General features: G+C 35.6%; 15 protein-coding genes. All 15 read left to right on the forward strand.

From position 1 onward, the window contains the following. The first annotated feature begins 191 nt into the window (after window positions 1-191). On the forward strand, window positions 192-809 hold the full coding sequence (locus tag KFE17_02735; GenBank protein ID QUO32687.1) for an FHA domain-containing protein: 618 nt from the start codon (window positions 192-194) through the stop codon (window positions 807-809). 51 nt (window positions 810-860) lie between these two features. Then, the gene (locus tag KFE17_02740) at window positions 861-2,273 is read left to right on the forward strand and encodes an FtsW/RodA/SpoVE family cell cycle protein (protein QUO32688.1); all 1,413 of its coding nucleotides are present in this window, start codon (window positions 861-863) and stop codon (window positions 2,271-2,273) included. Beyond that, window positions 2,240-3,589 (forward strand): hypothetical protein, encoded by a 1,350-nt coding sequence (locus KFE17_02745; GenBank protein QUO32689.1) that lies wholly within the window; start codon window positions 2,240-2,242, stop codon window positions 3,587-3,589. The genes KFE17_02740 and KFE17_02745 overlap by 34 nt, the downstream gene beginning before the upstream one ends. Window positions 3,590-3,603: 14 nt before the next feature. Continuing rightward, complete coding sequence (locus KFE17_02750) at window positions 3,604-4,302, forward strand: metallophosphoesterase (GenBank protein QUO32690.1); 699 nt, start codon at window positions 3,604-3,606, stop codon at window positions 4,300-4,302. Between the two features lie 118 nt (window positions 4,303-4,420). Further along, entirely contained in the window at window positions 4,421-6,553 is a 2,133-nt protein-coding gene (locus tag KFE17_02755) for an ATP-binding cassette domain-containing protein (GenBank protein QUO32691.1), read from the forward strand. After that, on the forward strand, window positions 6,554-8,344 hold the full coding sequence (locus KFE17_02760) for an ABC transporter ATP-binding protein (GenBank protein ID QUO32692.1): 1,791 nt from the start codon (window positions 6,554-6,556) through the stop codon (window positions 8,342-8,344). It begins immediately after the preceding gene. 104 nt (window positions 8,345-8,448) lie between these two features. Continuing rightward, window positions 8,449-9,198, forward strand: a complete 750-nt coding sequence (locus tag KFE17_02765; protein QUO32693.1) for a hypothetical protein — start codon at window positions 8,449-8,451, stop codon at window positions 9,196-9,198. Between the two features lie 2 nt (window positions 9,199-9,200). Continuing rightward, window positions 9,201-10,025 (forward strand): hypothetical protein, encoded by an 825-nt coding sequence (locus tag KFE17_02770; GenBank protein QUO32694.1) that lies wholly within the window; start codon window positions 9,201-9,203, stop codon window positions 10,023-10,025. Beyond that, window positions 9,992-10,759 (forward strand): hypothetical protein, encoded by a 768-nt coding sequence (locus KFE17_02775; protein ID QUO32695.1) that lies wholly within the window; start codon window positions 9,992-9,994, stop codon window positions 10,757-10,759. Before KFE17_02770 ends, KFE17_02775 begins: the two co-directional genes overlap by 34 nt. Beyond that, on the forward strand, window positions 10,752-11,543 hold the full coding sequence (locus KFE17_02780) for a hypothetical protein (GenBank protein QUO32696.1): 792 nt from the start codon (window positions 10,752-10,754) through the stop codon (window positions 11,541-11,543). The genes KFE17_02775 and KFE17_02780 overlap by 8 nt, the downstream gene beginning before the upstream one ends. Next, a complete protein-coding gene (locus KFE17_02785; protein QUO32697.1) occupies window positions 11,543-12,202 on the forward strand; it encodes an ATP-binding cassette domain-containing protein in 660 nt (219 codons plus the stop codon). The genes KFE17_02780 and KFE17_02785 overlap by 1 nt, the downstream gene beginning before the upstream one ends. Then, on the forward strand, window positions 12,189-12,764 hold the full coding sequence (locus KFE17_02790; protein QUO32698.1) for a hypothetical protein: 576 nt from the start codon (window positions 12,189-12,191) through the stop codon (window positions 12,762-12,764). Before KFE17_02785 ends, KFE17_02790 begins: the two co-directional genes overlap by 14 nt. A gap of 83 nt (window positions 12,765-12,847) precedes the next feature. Next, window positions 12,848-14,674, forward strand: a complete 1,827-nt coding sequence (locus KFE17_02795; GenBank protein ID QUO32699.1) for an ABC transporter ATP-binding protein — start codon at window positions 12,848-12,850, stop codon at window positions 14,672-14,674. Then, window positions 14,652-16,541 (forward strand): ABC transporter ATP-binding protein, encoded by a 1,890-nt coding sequence (locus KFE17_02800; GenBank protein QUO32700.1) that lies wholly within the window; start codon window positions 14,652-14,654, stop codon window positions 16,539-16,541. The genes KFE17_02795 and KFE17_02800 overlap by 23 nt, the downstream gene beginning before the upstream one ends. Window positions 16,542-16,555: 14 nt before the next feature. Further along, window positions 16,556-16,780 (forward strand): hypothetical protein, encoded by a 225-nt coding sequence (locus tag KFE17_02805; protein QUO32701.1) that lies wholly within the window; start codon window positions 16,556-16,558, stop codon window positions 16,778-16,780. Window positions 16,781-16,938: the final 158 nt, after the last annotated feature.

Genomic DNA, 16,938 nt, shown 5'->3' on the forward strand with positions numbered 1-16,938 from the left:
AAAAATAACACTTCCGGATGTTCGGTTATCATACAGACAATCGGAGGTGTTATTTTATATTAATTGTGTTTTATGTTTTCTGCATAGAAATGATTCCGACAGGTCTATGCAACAAGGTATTTTTTAACAGAAAAGATTTTTAGTTATGTTATCATGGAGATATCAAAAACAACAGAAAGAAGGTATGATTTATGTCAACATTTATTTCTCAAATTGCAGTACTTGCGATTATTATTATCATTATGGTAGTGATTTTGTCGCTATTTGGTGTGATCCGCCCGAAAACAAAACAGGATGTATTGAAACAGATGGAAGGTTTGAAGAAGGGATCTGAAAAAGAGAAGAAAATGGAATTAGAAAAGGAGATATTTTCGGCTGATTTGAAAACAGAAATTATGTCCTTTTGGGTTCTGGAACAGTTAAACAGCGAAGATAAAGTAGTGAAAAGTTTTCATATTACGAAAATTCCGAAAGAAGGATTGATTCTTGGAATCGGAGATGACTGTGATATCCAATTAGAGCCTTACAAATATATCGGTCATCGGCACGCTGTGCTTGGTCAGGATGAAAAAGGGATGTTCCTTCAGGATATGAATTCCACAAACGGAGTTTACAACAGTGAGCAGAAGAAAGTACAACAGTTGGACGTCAAAGATGGAGTTGTATTTTATCTTGGCAATGCAAAAATGCAATTTCGAGCAGTAAATCCGTTTAAGCGTGAACCAAGCGACAGGAATCTAAAAAAAACAGTTGATCCGACATCAGGATTTGAACAGGAAGAAACAGTTGTCCGGGTAAAACGACTTTAATTAAGAATTTTTCGGAAGAGATTTTGGAAGAGACGAAGGGAGAGAAAAGACATGCCAAAGATGAATTTAACATATTATTGGACGAATTTAAAAACAGAAATGCAGGATCCGACTTTCAGAAAAAATCTTCTGGCGCTGATTGCCGTAAAAATTATGCTTTTGTGTCTCGCGGCCGCGAAGGGAGTGTTGGATAGTTATGCGACAATCTTTTTGCCCGCCGGTATCGTCTCACTTCTCCTACTTTTTGGTACCGCCGCATTAAGATCTGATCAGAAGATTACTGTTTTGGTTCTCATTCTGCAGGAAATTGGGACATTTATACAAGTATTCGTCTACAAAGGTTCGCTGACCAAATACATTCTTCTGCAGATCATTGCTTTTTTTGGGGGAGTGCTTTTATGTGCTGCTGTTATCCTTTTACAGAAACGAGTCACATACAAACAGCAATGGATGCTTTGTCTCATTACGGTTACGGCTCTGTATCTTGTATTATTTCTCTTTGGAAGTAATATCAATGGTACGCGGGCATGGATCTATATCGGCGGTATGTCTTTTCAGATTACAGAGTTTACAAAATATCTCAGTATTTGTGGGATGGCGGCAGCACTTTTGGGAGAGGAAGAAGAGAAGAAGAAATTATTCAGAATGTTCGCTTTTGTATTATTGAATGGAATCTGTCTTACAATGATCAAAGAATTGGGAACGCTGTTTTTGATTCTTCTATGCTTTTTCTTATTTACATTTTTATTTATCCGTCAGTTAAAATATTTCTTCATTTCGTTCTTTACAATGGTCGGACTTCTGGCGGCAGGTATTGGGGGAGTATATTTTCTTTCTCGATATGACCACCCGGGAAAAGTAGATTTCGTATTTGTGGAAATGGCAGCTGCCGTTTGGGGGAAACTCAAAAACCGCATTACAATTTTGACAGCGCCAGAAAGCATGGATCCATTCGGCAGTGTACAGCAGGCATTGACAGCACAGAAGGCAATCCGGCTTGGGGGGATTCTCGGATCTTCTTATGAACTGCAGATACCAGTACAAGAAAGTGAGTATGTGTTTGTTGCAATGATATTAAAATTAGGACTTTTGATGGCTATCGTTGTACTGATTTTATTTTTACTGTTTCTTTTTGCAGGTATCAAAAATTCAGAATATCATGTATCGCACAAGAAAACAGTATGGGATGCTCCCGGTGCGATTGAAGAAATGACTGCCAATGGATTTGTGTATACCATTTATCTTCAGTCGTTAATTGCAATGCTAGGGACAACAAATGCGTTTCTTATCATAGGCGTAGCAATTCCGTTTCTTTCGGCAGGTGGATCAAGTCAGATGGTGGCATTTGCTATGGTGTGCTATCTCATCTACACACGGAGAGCGATTTCTCATGCCGCTTACGATAAAACAAAAGAAAGGAGGGAGGCTGTATGCAGACGAAAAAAAGTAACGCTCAACGAGTAAAAGCGGTTCTGTCCGTGATTTTGTTTATCATTGTGTGTTTTCTCTATTACCTGATCATCGAGTCCGGTGTGATTCCGGGAGCGGACAAAGATGTGGATGCCAAGATCGCACAATTAAAACAGACAGAAGAGGCAAAAAAAACAGTGGAGGGCGCCATCATCGACCGCAATCAGGAAGCAATCACACAAGCAGAAGAGCCTGGAACTCCGGCGATTTGTTTGTTTCCGGAAGCCTATTCTTCTCTTATCGGTTATCAGTCTCACAGATACGGCAATTCAGGGATCCGAAAAATCTATTCTTCGGAACTGCTGCTGGGCGGAAAAGATGAGGCAGGGGCAACAATCGAATTGACAACAGACAATGCTCTGCAGACATTTTGCTATCAACTATTAGGAAATCAGGTTGGAAGTATTGTGATCATGGAGAATCAGTCTTCGCAGATTCTGTCAATGGTCAACCGCTCCGATGAAACAATCGAATATAATGTAAATGAAATCGATAAGCTTTTTGATACCTATAAGGAGATTCCGGAATTCTTTTATCATAGAGCATTGCTGGCCCAGGATCCTCCGGGCTCTACCTGGAAAATAGTTACGGCTGCAGCCATGCTTGAAAATGGAATGGATGATTTTGTTTATGAAGACACGACCGGAGAATATCATGGAATCCGAAATGCAGGTCAAGTACCGCAGGGACGAACCGATTTGGAAAAAGCACTTGTGACCTCTTCCAACACCTATTTTGCTAAGGCCGGACATATTCTCGGCGGTGCAGCGTTAGAAGAAAGCGCTTCCAAATTTCTTGTCGGTGAGACGCTTCCGTTGGATTTTACTGTGCTGACCTCGCAGCTTGATCTTGAATTCTATCAGCGTGAGCTTACAGAGCAGACAGCGTTCGGGCAGGGAAGAACGACGATCTCACCTCTTCAGATTGCCATGATTCTTCAGGCAGTTGTGAACGATGGTAAGATGCAAAAACCGTATCTGATCAGCAAGATCACAGACGATGGGAAGGTCATTCGGGAAGGAAAAAGAGAGATCTTGAGTACCGCAGTCGCAGAGAAAACAGCAGACAGGCTCAAGGAATATCTTCGAAAGACAGCCGAGAGTTATGGCTATGAGGAAGATGCCTACGGAACGGTTTATGCGAAGACCGGAACGGCTCAAATCTCATCCAAGCAGTATAATCATATTTATCTGGTGTTCGCAACAGAAGAATATACCGGAATCATTTCTATGGACCGTTCTTCAAAAAGCAGCAGTTCTTTAATCCCGCTGAGTCAGGAACTGCTTGATTATCTTCAGAAAAATATGTAAAAGGGGAAAATGCTATGTTATTTGTTACAGGGGACACTCACGGCGATCATGACAGATTTTTTAAAGAGAATGAAAAACCGGGAACAGGAGATACATTAATCATCTGTGGGGATTTCGGATATCTGTTCAGTGGCAGTAAGCGGGAACAGGAGTATCTGAATACGCTTACCTCCCTTCCATATCAGATACTTTTTGTGGATGGAAACCACGAGAACTTTGACCTTCTGGAAACGTATCCGGTACAGAAGTGGTGTGGAGGGAAGGTTCACATGCTTCGACAGGACAAGCACGGAATCCCGAAAGTCATCCATCTGATGCGCGGGCAGGTTTTTGAAATGAAAGGGAAAAAGATATTTACCTTTGGCGGCGCTTATTCTATTGATAAATATAGCCGAAATCCCGGTGTGAGTTGGTGGAGCCAGGAAATGCCGACCGATGAAGAAATGCAAGAGGCAATCAAGAATTTAAAAAGGCATCATTTTCAGGTGGATTATATTGTAACCCACACTGCTCCGGAAGATACGATGACAAGATTTCATCCATATCATCCGGAGGAGCAGCGGTTAAATAATTTTTTAGAGTGGGTAAGGGAAAATACCGCCTACAGTCACTGGTATTTTGGACATCTTCATCAAGATAAAGACCTATGGAGGAATCAAAGTGTTCTGTATCAGGAGATTAGAAATATGGAGACAAATGAGAAGATTGTCTGAAGAATGAAGTAAATATTAAAAAATAGTGAAAATATGCACTGCTTATTTTAAATTATATGTACACATTATATAAAATTTGATAAAATAATTAAAACAAAACAGAAGGAGGCGGAGAGATATGAAGTTAATAAATATTTCAAAAATATATCACAATAAGCATTCTGATGTAACTGCACTAAATCATTTGAATTTAGAAATAAATCAAATGGGGATTACCGCAATTATCGGTCCGAGTGGTTGTGGAAAGACAACGTTACTTCATATCTTGAGCGGGCGGGAAACTGATTTTGAAGGGGAAAGAATTGTCCAGGGTAATATTGAGGTAATTGAACAGGATATTATACTGTTTGAAAAAATGAGCGTTTTAGACAATTTGAAGATGGTTAGCGATAATTTCGAAGAAACGGAGCAGTTATTAACACATTTTCAAATGGAAGAGCATAAAGAGAAGAAAATAAAGAACTTATCTGTTGGACAAAAAAAGCGAGTACAGATTATTCGTTCACTGCTAAATCATCCGGACTACCTACTGTGCGATGAACCAACCTCTTCATTGGATTATGAGAATGCAGAGGCTGTAATGCAGATGCTTTGTGAAATTAGTCAGGAGATCAGTGTTGTTATTGTAACGCACGACAGAGCCATTGTCGATCATTATGCCGATCAGGTTATCAAAATGCAAAAAGGATGTATTGAAAGGATCGAGGTTAAAAATGTAAAACAGCAATTTGTACCGGTAAATCATGCAGTCGAAAAAAAGTCAGTAAGGAAACACTTCGATTTGTTTTGTAAGATTATTTGCTCAAGAGTTGGTGAAATACTTTTTTTGACTATACTTATATTTCTGATGTGTATTTCTCTTTTTAGCTCATCATTATTCCAGAGTGTGAATCAAACCGTGAATGATAAAGGAAAGTGGCGAACTGGAGAAAATATAATTACATCACAGCCAAACAAAGGAAATAATATTTTTCGAGATTCTATTGATGAAAACGATATTGAGAAACTTGAATATTCTTCAGGAGCATTTTACTATGATTTGTATTCAGCAGATGATATTCAACTTGTGAAAGACAATGTGGAAGAAGTGATCGGATATCGGTGTGGGTGGAATATACACTTATTTAGTCAGCATGGAACATGGATGCCTCGTATTTACTATGATCGTATCATTGAATTGGTAAAACAAGCAGATTCGGAGGTAGAAAAAACCGGACGATCTTATACAGAATATGAACTTTATTTAAAAAAATATGTGGATTCGATGAGTGAAGAAGAAAAACGTAATGCCAGCCAATATTATACGACGGATTTTAGAAATCAGGAAAGAATCAATAATCATACAGAAGTATATTTAGAAGATGAATTTCTTAGATTTGCACCATTTTCATCAGGAGAACAAGTCGCGTTTTATCAAATATTTGATCAATACCAATTACCGATACGATATGGAAGGTGGATGGAGAGTGATCAGGAAATCGTTGTACCTTATAATGTTGCTGTACAGATGCAGGAATTGAACAATCTGTCATCTCCGGAAGAGATTATAGGACAGTCTTATCCGGTGTATTTGCCGAAGAATACAATAGGCGTACCGAGTAATGAAGATAAAATTAAAAAAGTATGCTCTTTTACAGTTGTAGGAATTACATATTATGGGCATGAAGATGAAAAACAAATTTTTTTACGAGAAGGTATTTGGGACAGACTGCGTTCAGATTTTTATGAATTTCAAGATGATGTACAGTATCAGTATGTAGATTTTATCGTAGATGAAACTGCAAAGGCAGAGGAAGTAGCTGGGAGAATAGATAGTCTATTAGAAAGTGAGGAAAGTCATTTTGTGACAAAATCCGGCTCCCAAATTATCAAAGAAGATTATCAAAATGCATCGATATTCCGTATTTTTGTATGGCTGTTATGTATGGGAATGGTAATATTTTTAATTATAAGCCATATTGTCATTCGAAAAAGAGAGAAAAAAGAAGCTGCATTAATGAGGATATATGGTTACCGGCCGATTCTTATTACACTTTGGAAGGTATTTGGAATATTTGCAGTTGTGGGAATTCTTCAAATCTTATGCTTACCATTTATCAGTGAAACTTTGAATACATTTGCTTCATCACTTGGGTTTGAATATATGCTGAATAAAGATGTGCGAGGATATCTATTTGCATGGAGCATCAGCCTTATCCTTGTTCTTTTGATTGAATTATTCTTTCAGAGAAAACGAAGTGGAGGTGAGTAGATGTTTTTGAAATTACACAATGTACACAAACATTTTGGAAAAACATTTCTCTTTCAAAATGTAAATCTTGAATTTTCAAAATGTGGACTTTACTTTTTGACAGGGGAAAGCGGAAGTGGGAAAACTACACTTTTAAATATCATTGCCGGATATGAAAGAGCGGATGGTGAACGAATACTTTCTGATGATATTTCCATTGCCTGCATTTTTCAAAGTTATGAACTGATAGAAGAATTAACTGTCCGTGACAATCTATATCTTTATCAAAATGTGTTTCGGGAAGGAGAAACGGAGTATTCAAAAGAAATCATAGAAGAACTTGGACTTGAAGAAGTGCTGGAGCACTATCCAAAAGAGCTTTCCGGCGGACAAAAACAACGTGTCGGAATTGCGAGGGCATTGCTATTGCACCCCAATATGATTATATGCGATGAACCAACAGAAGCGTTAGATGTTGAAAACAAAGAAAAAGTTTTACAATTATTAAAAAAGCTTTCGCGTCATATGATTGTTCTCATTGCTTCACATGAAAAAGCAATTTTAGAAGAATATTATGACTACCATTATGAAATTTTAGATAAAAATGTTATATGTACGGAGAAACGGGTTGCGGGAGAAGAATGTATTGCTTCGAAAATGAATGAAGTCCTTGATCTTAAAAAAGTGGATGTATATCTTTGGAAAATGATAAGAAAAAGTACAGTTATGTATTCTGCAATCTTTGGTGTGGTTTTGCTTGTTACCGTGATTTTTGCACAGGTAAATCATCAGATTTTCAAAGAAAGAAAACAGATAAGTTCCTTGAATTATGATGTTGTGTATCTTTCTGACGAAGGCGGTGATAATGAAACATTGAAAAAGGAACTGCCGCTGGATTCTATTAAAAATTCGTATCTTCAGATACCGTTCTCATTTTGGTTTTATGAAGGAAAAGCTTACAAGCCGAAAATATTTCCATATATCAGTAACCGGAGTAACGTTGAAATACTGGGAAAGGCGAGATTAAATGAAAATGAGATTTTAATCAATGGGTATGCCGCAGACAAAATGAAAGAAACATTGAAATGTAGTTCACAAGATCTTTTAGGAAGAAAACTTGAATTGAGTTATATTATTGAGAAAGAGGAGTACCCGATTATTTTTGAAATCGCAGGAATTGTGCAGGAAGAAGATGTCAATGGCAGAATGAATCTATATTATAATTATGACTATCTAAAGCAGTTCCTGCAGGAGAAAGAATACTTTACAGGAATGAGTCAATATGACTATTTATGTAAATATCATAGAGAATATGCTTTGGAAGTAAATGAAAAGACTGTTTGCCGGACATTTTATGATCAATTGACTTCGATAGACATGAAAGTTTATCACAGCATTTTTTCCAATATGGATGAATTGGGAAAACAAAAAGAAATTTATCAATTGGTATTTCAAGTCATTCAAATCATTTTATTCATCTTTACTATATTATATGTACTCTTTTATAGTTTGAAAGACACAAGAAAAAATAGGAAGAATCTAAGTATTTTAATATCTATGCATATACCAATGCGTGTAATAAAGAAAAGGTATTTTATAAAAAAAGTAATTACTATGACAATCGCAATGATATTAGTTATGGGAGAAATAGTCAGCTATACACTGATTTCTCGTGAGAACACTATGTTCTTTCAATATATTAGCTATGTAATTGGAGTCTATGTGTTCTATATCATTACACTCATAATATCATTAAAATCATTTAGAATCTCCAAAGTTTCAGATATACTAAAAGATAGTAAGGATAATTGATTTTATAAGTTACTTTTAAAATGGGAAGAAAGAATGTAAGAAAAATTGTTGCTGTTCCACTGGGAAGAAGATATAAAATAACCAAAACGAAAGGAGAATACCCCATGAAACATAAGTTAGGTAAGATTCTTTTTATAAGCATAATGATCGTCATGGTAGCAGTCATCCTTATTTTTCTTGGTAGTAAAGTAATTGAAAATCCTTTTGTAAAGAATAATGTCCTGATAAAACAAACCAAAAAAGAAAATAAGGAACCTATAAAAAATAGTGTTGAGACTTCTGCAGATACCGGAAAACTGCCATCTGCTCCACAAGTTGGAGTGTTACCTTATGAAGAAAATATCGTTGAAATTGGAAAGGTTTTTCAATATCCAGGATACAATCTGGATATTGTGATTGATGAGGTGAACGTAACAAAAGAAAATGTGGATTCAGATGCACCATACCACGCAATGGATGATGAAAATTATCCGATGAAATTTGATGAAAATTATAATCTAGTGAATGATTTCAGCTATGTTACAGTGCGCTTAACATTAAAAAATCTGGAACCTTCTCCACAGAAAGTGCGTCTTAATACATTTCGGTATTTTATTATGGAACATGAGTCCGGAAAATATGTAAGTCCATTTTATATGGGAGATATGAGAGGATATAAAACGCAGGCAGATCCCTATGTGCCGGATAAATCATATGCATTAGTCGAAATCCCTGCAGAAAGTGACTTTTCCTGCAATCTTGTCTACATTGAACCAGACGAGGACATTAATGGAAAGGATGCTTATATACAAGTGGATTTTACAGGAAATGTCGATCCGGAAAATCAGTTAAGAAGATATGTGAGGTTGTGGTAGATATGAGTAAGAACAGTAAGATCGAATGGAAGAGAGCCTTTATGAACCGGAAAACAGCGGTAACTCTAGTAATCGGCTGCGTTATTGCTGTTGTTCACATGTTTCATATACTTCCAATGATAATTTCAGTAAATTCAGCTCCTGTTAAAAGTAACATGCAGTATCCGATCAATCTTTTTACCGGATGGCTTGGAGGAGATCCTTCAAGCTTAGAAGGACTACTGTATTATATACTTATTCCTATTCTGGCAGTACTTCCTTACAGCATATCTTATCTGGAAGATAAAGAAACCGGATATGTGAAACAAATATATACACGTGACCAGAGAATGGGTTATCTGAAAGCAAAATTTTTAAGCGTGTTTTGTGTTGGCGGAACAGTTTGTGTTGTACCGTTAATTTTAAATCTGATGCTATGTGCAACGATTCTTCCGGCGCTATATCCACAAAATCTGGCAGGTACATTTATTAACGCAAATGTTCTTTGGTTTGGAATCCATGAAACACATCCGCTGTTGTATGCTATGATTTTTATACTGATTGATTTTATTTATGCAGGATTTATGGCAGTCCTTCCGCTAGCGTTCAGTTTTTTTTCGACAAAAAAATTTGTAATACTGCTGATGCCTTTTGTCATTCATATATTTACCTATTCTCTTTCGATGATGTTGCCAATGTCTGATTCCGTAGAGTATTCTCCTATTATATTTTTAAGACCGGCTAATGGGTGTCCGACGTTATGGCTGCTGCTCGGATATGGTCTGTTATTTTTTATAGTAGGAGGTCTGTTGTTTTGGAAAATGGGAAAAGAAGAAGATATTTTTTAATAAAACGAAGCGAAATGACAGTAGTGATTTTATATAGTCTTGGCATGTCAATCGTATTGTTTTTTCTATTGGCAAGAGCAGTTCGCTTTTTGAATGTAATGGGATGGAATTACTGTATGCTAGATTGTCTTCATGAAATGGAAGATGCACAGAATTTCGGAATATTTTATTTCCTCATAACAGTTTCGCTGATTGTTGGAAAGCAGAGAAGTTTACATGAACCTGCATTTGTTGTCTGTTACAGCAGTACTAAGGTAATCTGGAAGCAGATGTTTGGGAATCTTTTGAAATGGTCAGCAGTTTTTTCGGGAATTTATTGCGGACTTGTCTGTCTGTTTTCTGCTCTTTCTTCTTATGAGGCAAATAACTGGCATGTAAAATATAGTATGTTCCATAATGTGACAGGAACATTGTATGAAGGTTCCACCGTTCTGGTCATTACAGCATTTATTGTGTTTGCTTTTATAAAAACTGTAATCGGAGCAGCTATTTTGAGTCTTTTGGAATATGGAGTGGGCGGCGTTATGATCGGTTATGTGATCATTCTGATTCCTGTAGCAGTTGAGTGGTTTGGAAGTGAGTTTGTTCTCTTTTTTAATTTATTTTCCATTTCACAAGATAAGTTTATAGATCCGGGAAAAATATTCATACTGATAGGTATCGGCGCAATTGCTGTATTTGGAATATATCTGGCTGGCTGTAAAATCTGGAGGGAAAAAGAGTTTTATGGATAGGATAAAACAAAGAAAACGGCTTTTTTTATATGAATGCCGTCAGACTATTATAAGCAAAAGTTATCAGTTTCTCATACCGGCACTTGTTGCGCTTCAGGGATGTTTTGTTTCGCTGAATATGTGGAAAGAAGAGCTTACCACTCCCGTATTATATAGTAGCTTTCTGGAGGGAATGCAGCAAATATCAGGGATGTTGTTAGGACCTGAGCGTTTCCTCATTCCCGGAGACTGGTGTGTGTTTGTTTTTTTCTTTTTGTATATAATAGGCAGGGACGCAAAAAACTATACTGCTGGCACCGGTTTACAGCTATTGCTGAGAACAGAACGGGTAGAAAATATCTGGTATGTGAAGTGTTTTACGAGTCTGATTCAGGCAATATTGTATTTCGGAACTGCGTATTTTGTAATATTGTTGTTTATAATTTGGAAATATGGAATTTCAGCGGAAATGCTTTTACCGGTGGAGGAGTTTCTGAAACAATTTTTGATTCCCGTCATAACCGCATGGACAATTGCAGTGTGGCAAATGGTAATTTCTATGAAGATAAATACAATTTCCGGGGTAATTTTTATGGTTGGGCTTGTTGTTTCTTCAGCGTATGCACAGAAATGGTATTTAATCGGAAACTATTTGATGAAACTACGGGTAACAGCACTGATTGATTCTGGATTTTCGTATGGGAAAATACTTATATTTCTAATGATACTTTTAGTGACTGGAATAATAGTTGGAAATATTTTGATAAGGCGGATAGATTATTTACGGGCAAAGGGGGATTTGTAATGCAAATAGAAGTGAACGATATTTCAAAACAGATAGGAAATCAGACAGTATTAGATCATATTTCTCTTCATTTGGAATCGGGACATATATATGGATTAAAAGGAAGAAATGGTTCAGGAAAGACAATGCTGATGCGTGCACTCTGTGGTCTGATCAAATGTACATCCGGCGAAGTTATTATTGATGGACAGGTACTCCGAAGAGATATTTCCTTTCCAAAAAGTGTTGGGGTACTGATTGAAGGACCTGGATTTATCAGCAATTATTCAGGATATGAAAATTTGAAAACGATTGCATCAATCAAAGGGATTGCAGAAGAAAAACAAATCCGGATAAGAATGAGTGAGCTTGGTTTGGATCCGGATGAAAAGAAGGCATATCGCAAATACTCACTTGGTATGAAACAAAAACTTGGGATTGTGGCGGCAGTTATGGAAGAACCGGAACTGATCATTCTCGATGAACCGACCAATGCACTTGATGAAAAAACGCGGGAGCAGTTGCGAAAGATTCTGCTTGAAATGAGGGCAAAAGGGAAATTGATCGTGATCAGTTGTCACGATACGGAAGATCTCGAAGAATTATCTGATGAGATTATTGAGATTAAAGAAGGAAAAGTGGTTTCGCAGTGGAGTGTGAACGCAGATGAAGAAAAATAAAAAAGAAGTGTTAAAAATTATGGGAATAGCGTTTGTGGTCATCTTGCTGGCAATATGGGGAATTCAGGTTTATCGTATGAATCAGAAAATACCGCAGGTTCAGACAGAAGTCACAGAAGCAAGGGAATGGTTTCAGTGGAAGAAAAATGTAAAACTTCGGACAGAAGGAGCTCGGTTTATGGAAAATGATGAAATCCGATATTTATATAGGTTGGATGAAGATGAAACAGAACCATTTCCAGGAATGATATTAAAACTTATGTGGGTAACGGTCAGTTTAAAAAATGACAGCAGTGAATCTGCAGATATTGATATTTTAGATATTGGTGCATCCACATCCGGATGGAGTAATATCCCAGATTATGATTTTTATTACAAGATTGGAAATCCAGAACGTCCGCATCACTTTGAATTAAAACCTCAGGAAGAAGTGAGAATGGATTTACCATATCTTTTTGTAAAACCTAACTTCCGTAATGGACAATGGGAAAAAATCGAAGAAAAAGAGTATTTCCTTGTAACTTCACTATATCCAATGAAACATGTGCTAAAGATCCAATGATTTCGCATCCCCAGTAATGAGTTGCTATTTGGCATTTAGATTGAAAACGAAATTATTTATTGAAAAATAAACGGAGAAAAAATATGGGGCAAAATCATACAACACTGCAAAATGTAATTTTTACTCATAAATATTTACTAAAAGGTTTTTATTTCAAATATATCTTTTTTGCACTATTTGTTGTTGTCAGTGATGTCGCAACAACATTTTTGTTCATGGCTTTACCGGCAGTTACGATTAAACTGTTACAGACATCGTACAATTTATACGCTATAATAGCCCAAATGACTTCTTTATTGGTTGGAACATTTCTTTTATCAATTATTGCTAAACGACTGGAACATAACATCAACAAGGAAACTAACAGTCGTCGGATGAGCAAAACAAAAGATTACTATTTAAACATTATATCAATGGACTATGAGAAAGTAGAGAATCATGTTAACAAGAAATTATTTGACGCAGGGCTTACCTCATTTTATGATGGGTATCATGAAGGATTTCATCACATTATAATTGATTCACGAAAGCTTTTGGTTAATGTGCTTGGATTGATTGTGTATATTTTCTTTACGATAAAAATTAACTATATTGTTGCATTTATGCTTGTTTCTATATCAGCTCTTTCTATTTTTATAAATCATTATTATAAGAAATGGATTACAAAAAATGAATGGAATTGGCTAGAGCAGGATTCCAAAATAAAATATGTATCAAGAGAAGCGATTGTATTGAGAAATGCAAAAGATGTTAAAGTCTATGGAATCAAAGAATGGTTTGGAAATCTATATGACGAATTTACATTTTTAAGACAACATTGGCATCAGAAAGAACTGCTATTTTTATGCATTGTTAAAATAGGAGATCGCTTTCTGGCAGCAGCAAAGTATTTCATCGCATATTTGAGTGTATTTTATAAATTACTTCATGGAATGGAAGTTAGTGAGTTCATATTTTCAATCGGATTAATTATGGGACTTAATAGTTGGGTTTCTGGAATTTTTGAGAATATACAGTTTCTTCAATTAAATGCAGTTCATGTAGAAAACTCCAGGAAAGTTTTTTCTATGCAAAAAGATAATATATTGAGCCGGGAACCGGATCTAGCAAGTGCAGGGTTTGACCGAGTAGAAATTAAATTTGTTGATGTGACTTTTAAGTTTCCCGAGTCAGAAAAAGTCATTCTGGAACATTTCAATCTTACAATTTCAGCAGGAGAACGGGTAGGAATCGTCGGAATAAATGGTGCTGGAAAAAGTACTCTGATAAAACTCATGTGTGGGTTATATCATCCGACATCAGGAAAAATACTGTTAAATGGTTATGATATCAAAGCTTTTCCTTCAAACACTGTTTACAAGTTATTCTCAGCGGTTTTTCAAGACTATGGAATCTTGTCAGCAAAAATTTCTGAAAATATTTCCTGTATACCAGAAAAAGATACTGACATGAAAAGGGTTATGGAGTGTCTCCGTAAGGTCGGTCTATATGAAAAAGTTCAGCGCCTCCCAAAGGGAAGTTCCTCTTTACTGACAAAAGAAATTAATCAGGAGGGGATTATTCTGTCCGGCGGAGAATATCAAAAATTGTTACTTGCACGGTGTCTCTACCATGATAGACCAATATATTTACTTGATGAGCCGACAGCGGCGTTAGATGCAATCTCAGAAAATGAGATTTATGAATTATATGATAAATTCTCAGATGGAAAAACATGTATCTATGTTTCTCATCGCTTAAATTCTACAAAATTCTGTGACAGGATTGTTTTACTGAAAGATGGAAAAATTATTGAAGAGGGTACTCATGAACAATTAATGAAGAAGCAGGGAGAGTATGCAAACATGTACCAAATTCAATCTTCTTATTATAAAAAGGAGACTAACTATGAAGAAGGAAAAACTTTCTAATATTAAGTGCCATAAATATGCGATACTTGGGCTAAAAAAAATGGGTACAATTGATCGATATATCATTCCACTGTCTATTTTGCAGTCTGTTTTAAATGCATTTTTTCCATATGTTGAATTATATTTTTCTACATATATCATAAATTCTCTTTTAGAATCGGATTATCGGCAAGGAATCTTATTCGTTTTATATCTGATCATAATAAATCTATTACTCGGTAGTATGATTGATATTTTGGATAAATCCACGTCATATCGTGCAAAAAAAATTCACCAGTTCATGTTGAAGCAAATTGATCAAAAAGTCATGGAATTAGACTTTGAAGAATTGGAAAATACAAATTTACTGCAGCAGGTAACAGATGCTATTTATGTAACAGAGCATATTGGTGGATATGACGTTTTTATCCTATATTATCGTCAATTTGTTGAAAGTATTATTCAGACAATAGCATCATTTATGATCATTTGTTCTTTATGTCTAAAACTCCCACAGTCTTTTCAAGGGGATTTTCTATCCATTGTTTTAGAATGTATTCTTCCTTTTTTAGTTATTGTGGGAACTGCTGTGATGAATATCATTACCAGTAAAAAAGCTTCCAATTTATTTCGTATGCGTTCTTTAGAAGGATATAAAAAGAAAATGAATGTGGAGCGGATTTTGAATTACTATGCATCTGATGTTTACATGAATTATTCTATGGGAAAAGATATCCGTCTTTTTGGAATGAAAGATTTGATTCTTGATTATCATGAAAATGCATTAGAAGAATCTGTCGCATTTTATCAGAAATATTATGCGGATGCAGGAAAAAACAAAGAGACGATTATGGGCATAAGTCATGCCCTTTGTACATTTACAGCATATTTGATCGTGATAAAAAAAGTTGTAGAAAAAGCAGTTACAATTGGCGAGTTTTCGAAATATGTAGGTGCAGTTACACTCTTAAATAAATCTATGAGTAAAATTATAGACGTAAATAACAAAATTATTCTTCAAACAGAATTTATTAAAATATTTGATGATGTTTTAAATTTGAGTAATCCAAAAGACACTGGTACACGAAAAGTAGAATTGAATACGAAAAAAGAAAACATCATAGAATTTCATAACGTATCGTACCGTTATTCGGGAAACAATGAAGATTCCTTGAAAAATATTTCTTGCAAAATCGTATTTGGAACACATACTGCACTTGTAGGGAGAAATGGATCTGGAAAGACAACTTTTGTAAAATTACTATGCAGATTATATGATCCGACAGAAGGATATATTACTTTAAACGGAATTAATATTAAAGAATTCCGCTATAAAGAATACCTGGAATTATTTTCAATTGTATTTCAGGACTTTAAATTATTTGCATTTACGCTTCAGGAAAATATTACTTTAACGAAAAAGTATGACTCTTCTAAAATTGAAACATGCCTGAAAAAAGCAGGGATAAAAGAATATGTTGAGCAATTGCCGGAAGGGCTTCATACAATTATGTTTCAATATACAGGGAATGGAGTTAATTTTAGTGGAGGCGAACAACAAAAAATTGCTATTGCACGGGCTCTGTATAAAGATTCACCCATTGTGATTTTTGATGAGCCAACCGCTGCATTAGATCCAATCAGCGAATATCATGTTTATAACAATTTAAGAAAAATGGTAGAAGGGAAAACGAGTATTTCTATTTCTCACAGGATGGGAAGCTGCAAATCCTGTGAAAAAATATTAGTATTTGATGATGGAAAACTTATTCAAAAAGGAACCCATGAAGAACTTGTTTCTAAAAAACAAGGACGATATTATGAGCTTTATCAGGCTCAGAAAAAATATTATATACATGGGGAAGATTCAAACGGAACAAGATTTTAAGGAGGCTTTAGAATATGTGTTATCTAATTGCAAAAAACATTGATGATGTTGGCTGTGTTGCTTTAAGAACAACACATGGAAAGCATCTTTCATCATTTAAAAGAAGTATTGAGTCAAAAGTTGGCTATGATAAAATTCAGCTTGTGACTATCAGTAGGCCGTCCGCGTATGGTGAGTATGAGCCATATCATTTTGTAAACACAGAAAAAGAATTTGTGCATGCCGTAGAGGCAATGTAAAGAAATTATGGATAGTACGGGATAGTGCTGTCCATTTTCTTTATTGTACTTCACAGAAGAACTAAAAAAAGTAAGCAAATTCATCTGCAAATATTATATAGGAAATTTTATTCGGTTAGTAGGATTGCAATGTCATATTCGGTTTTTTCTTGAAAATA

Source organism: Faecalicatena sp. Marseille-Q4148, assembly GCA_018228665.1.
Lineage (GTDB): Bacteria > Bacillota > Clostridia > Lachnospirales > Lachnospiraceae > UBA9414.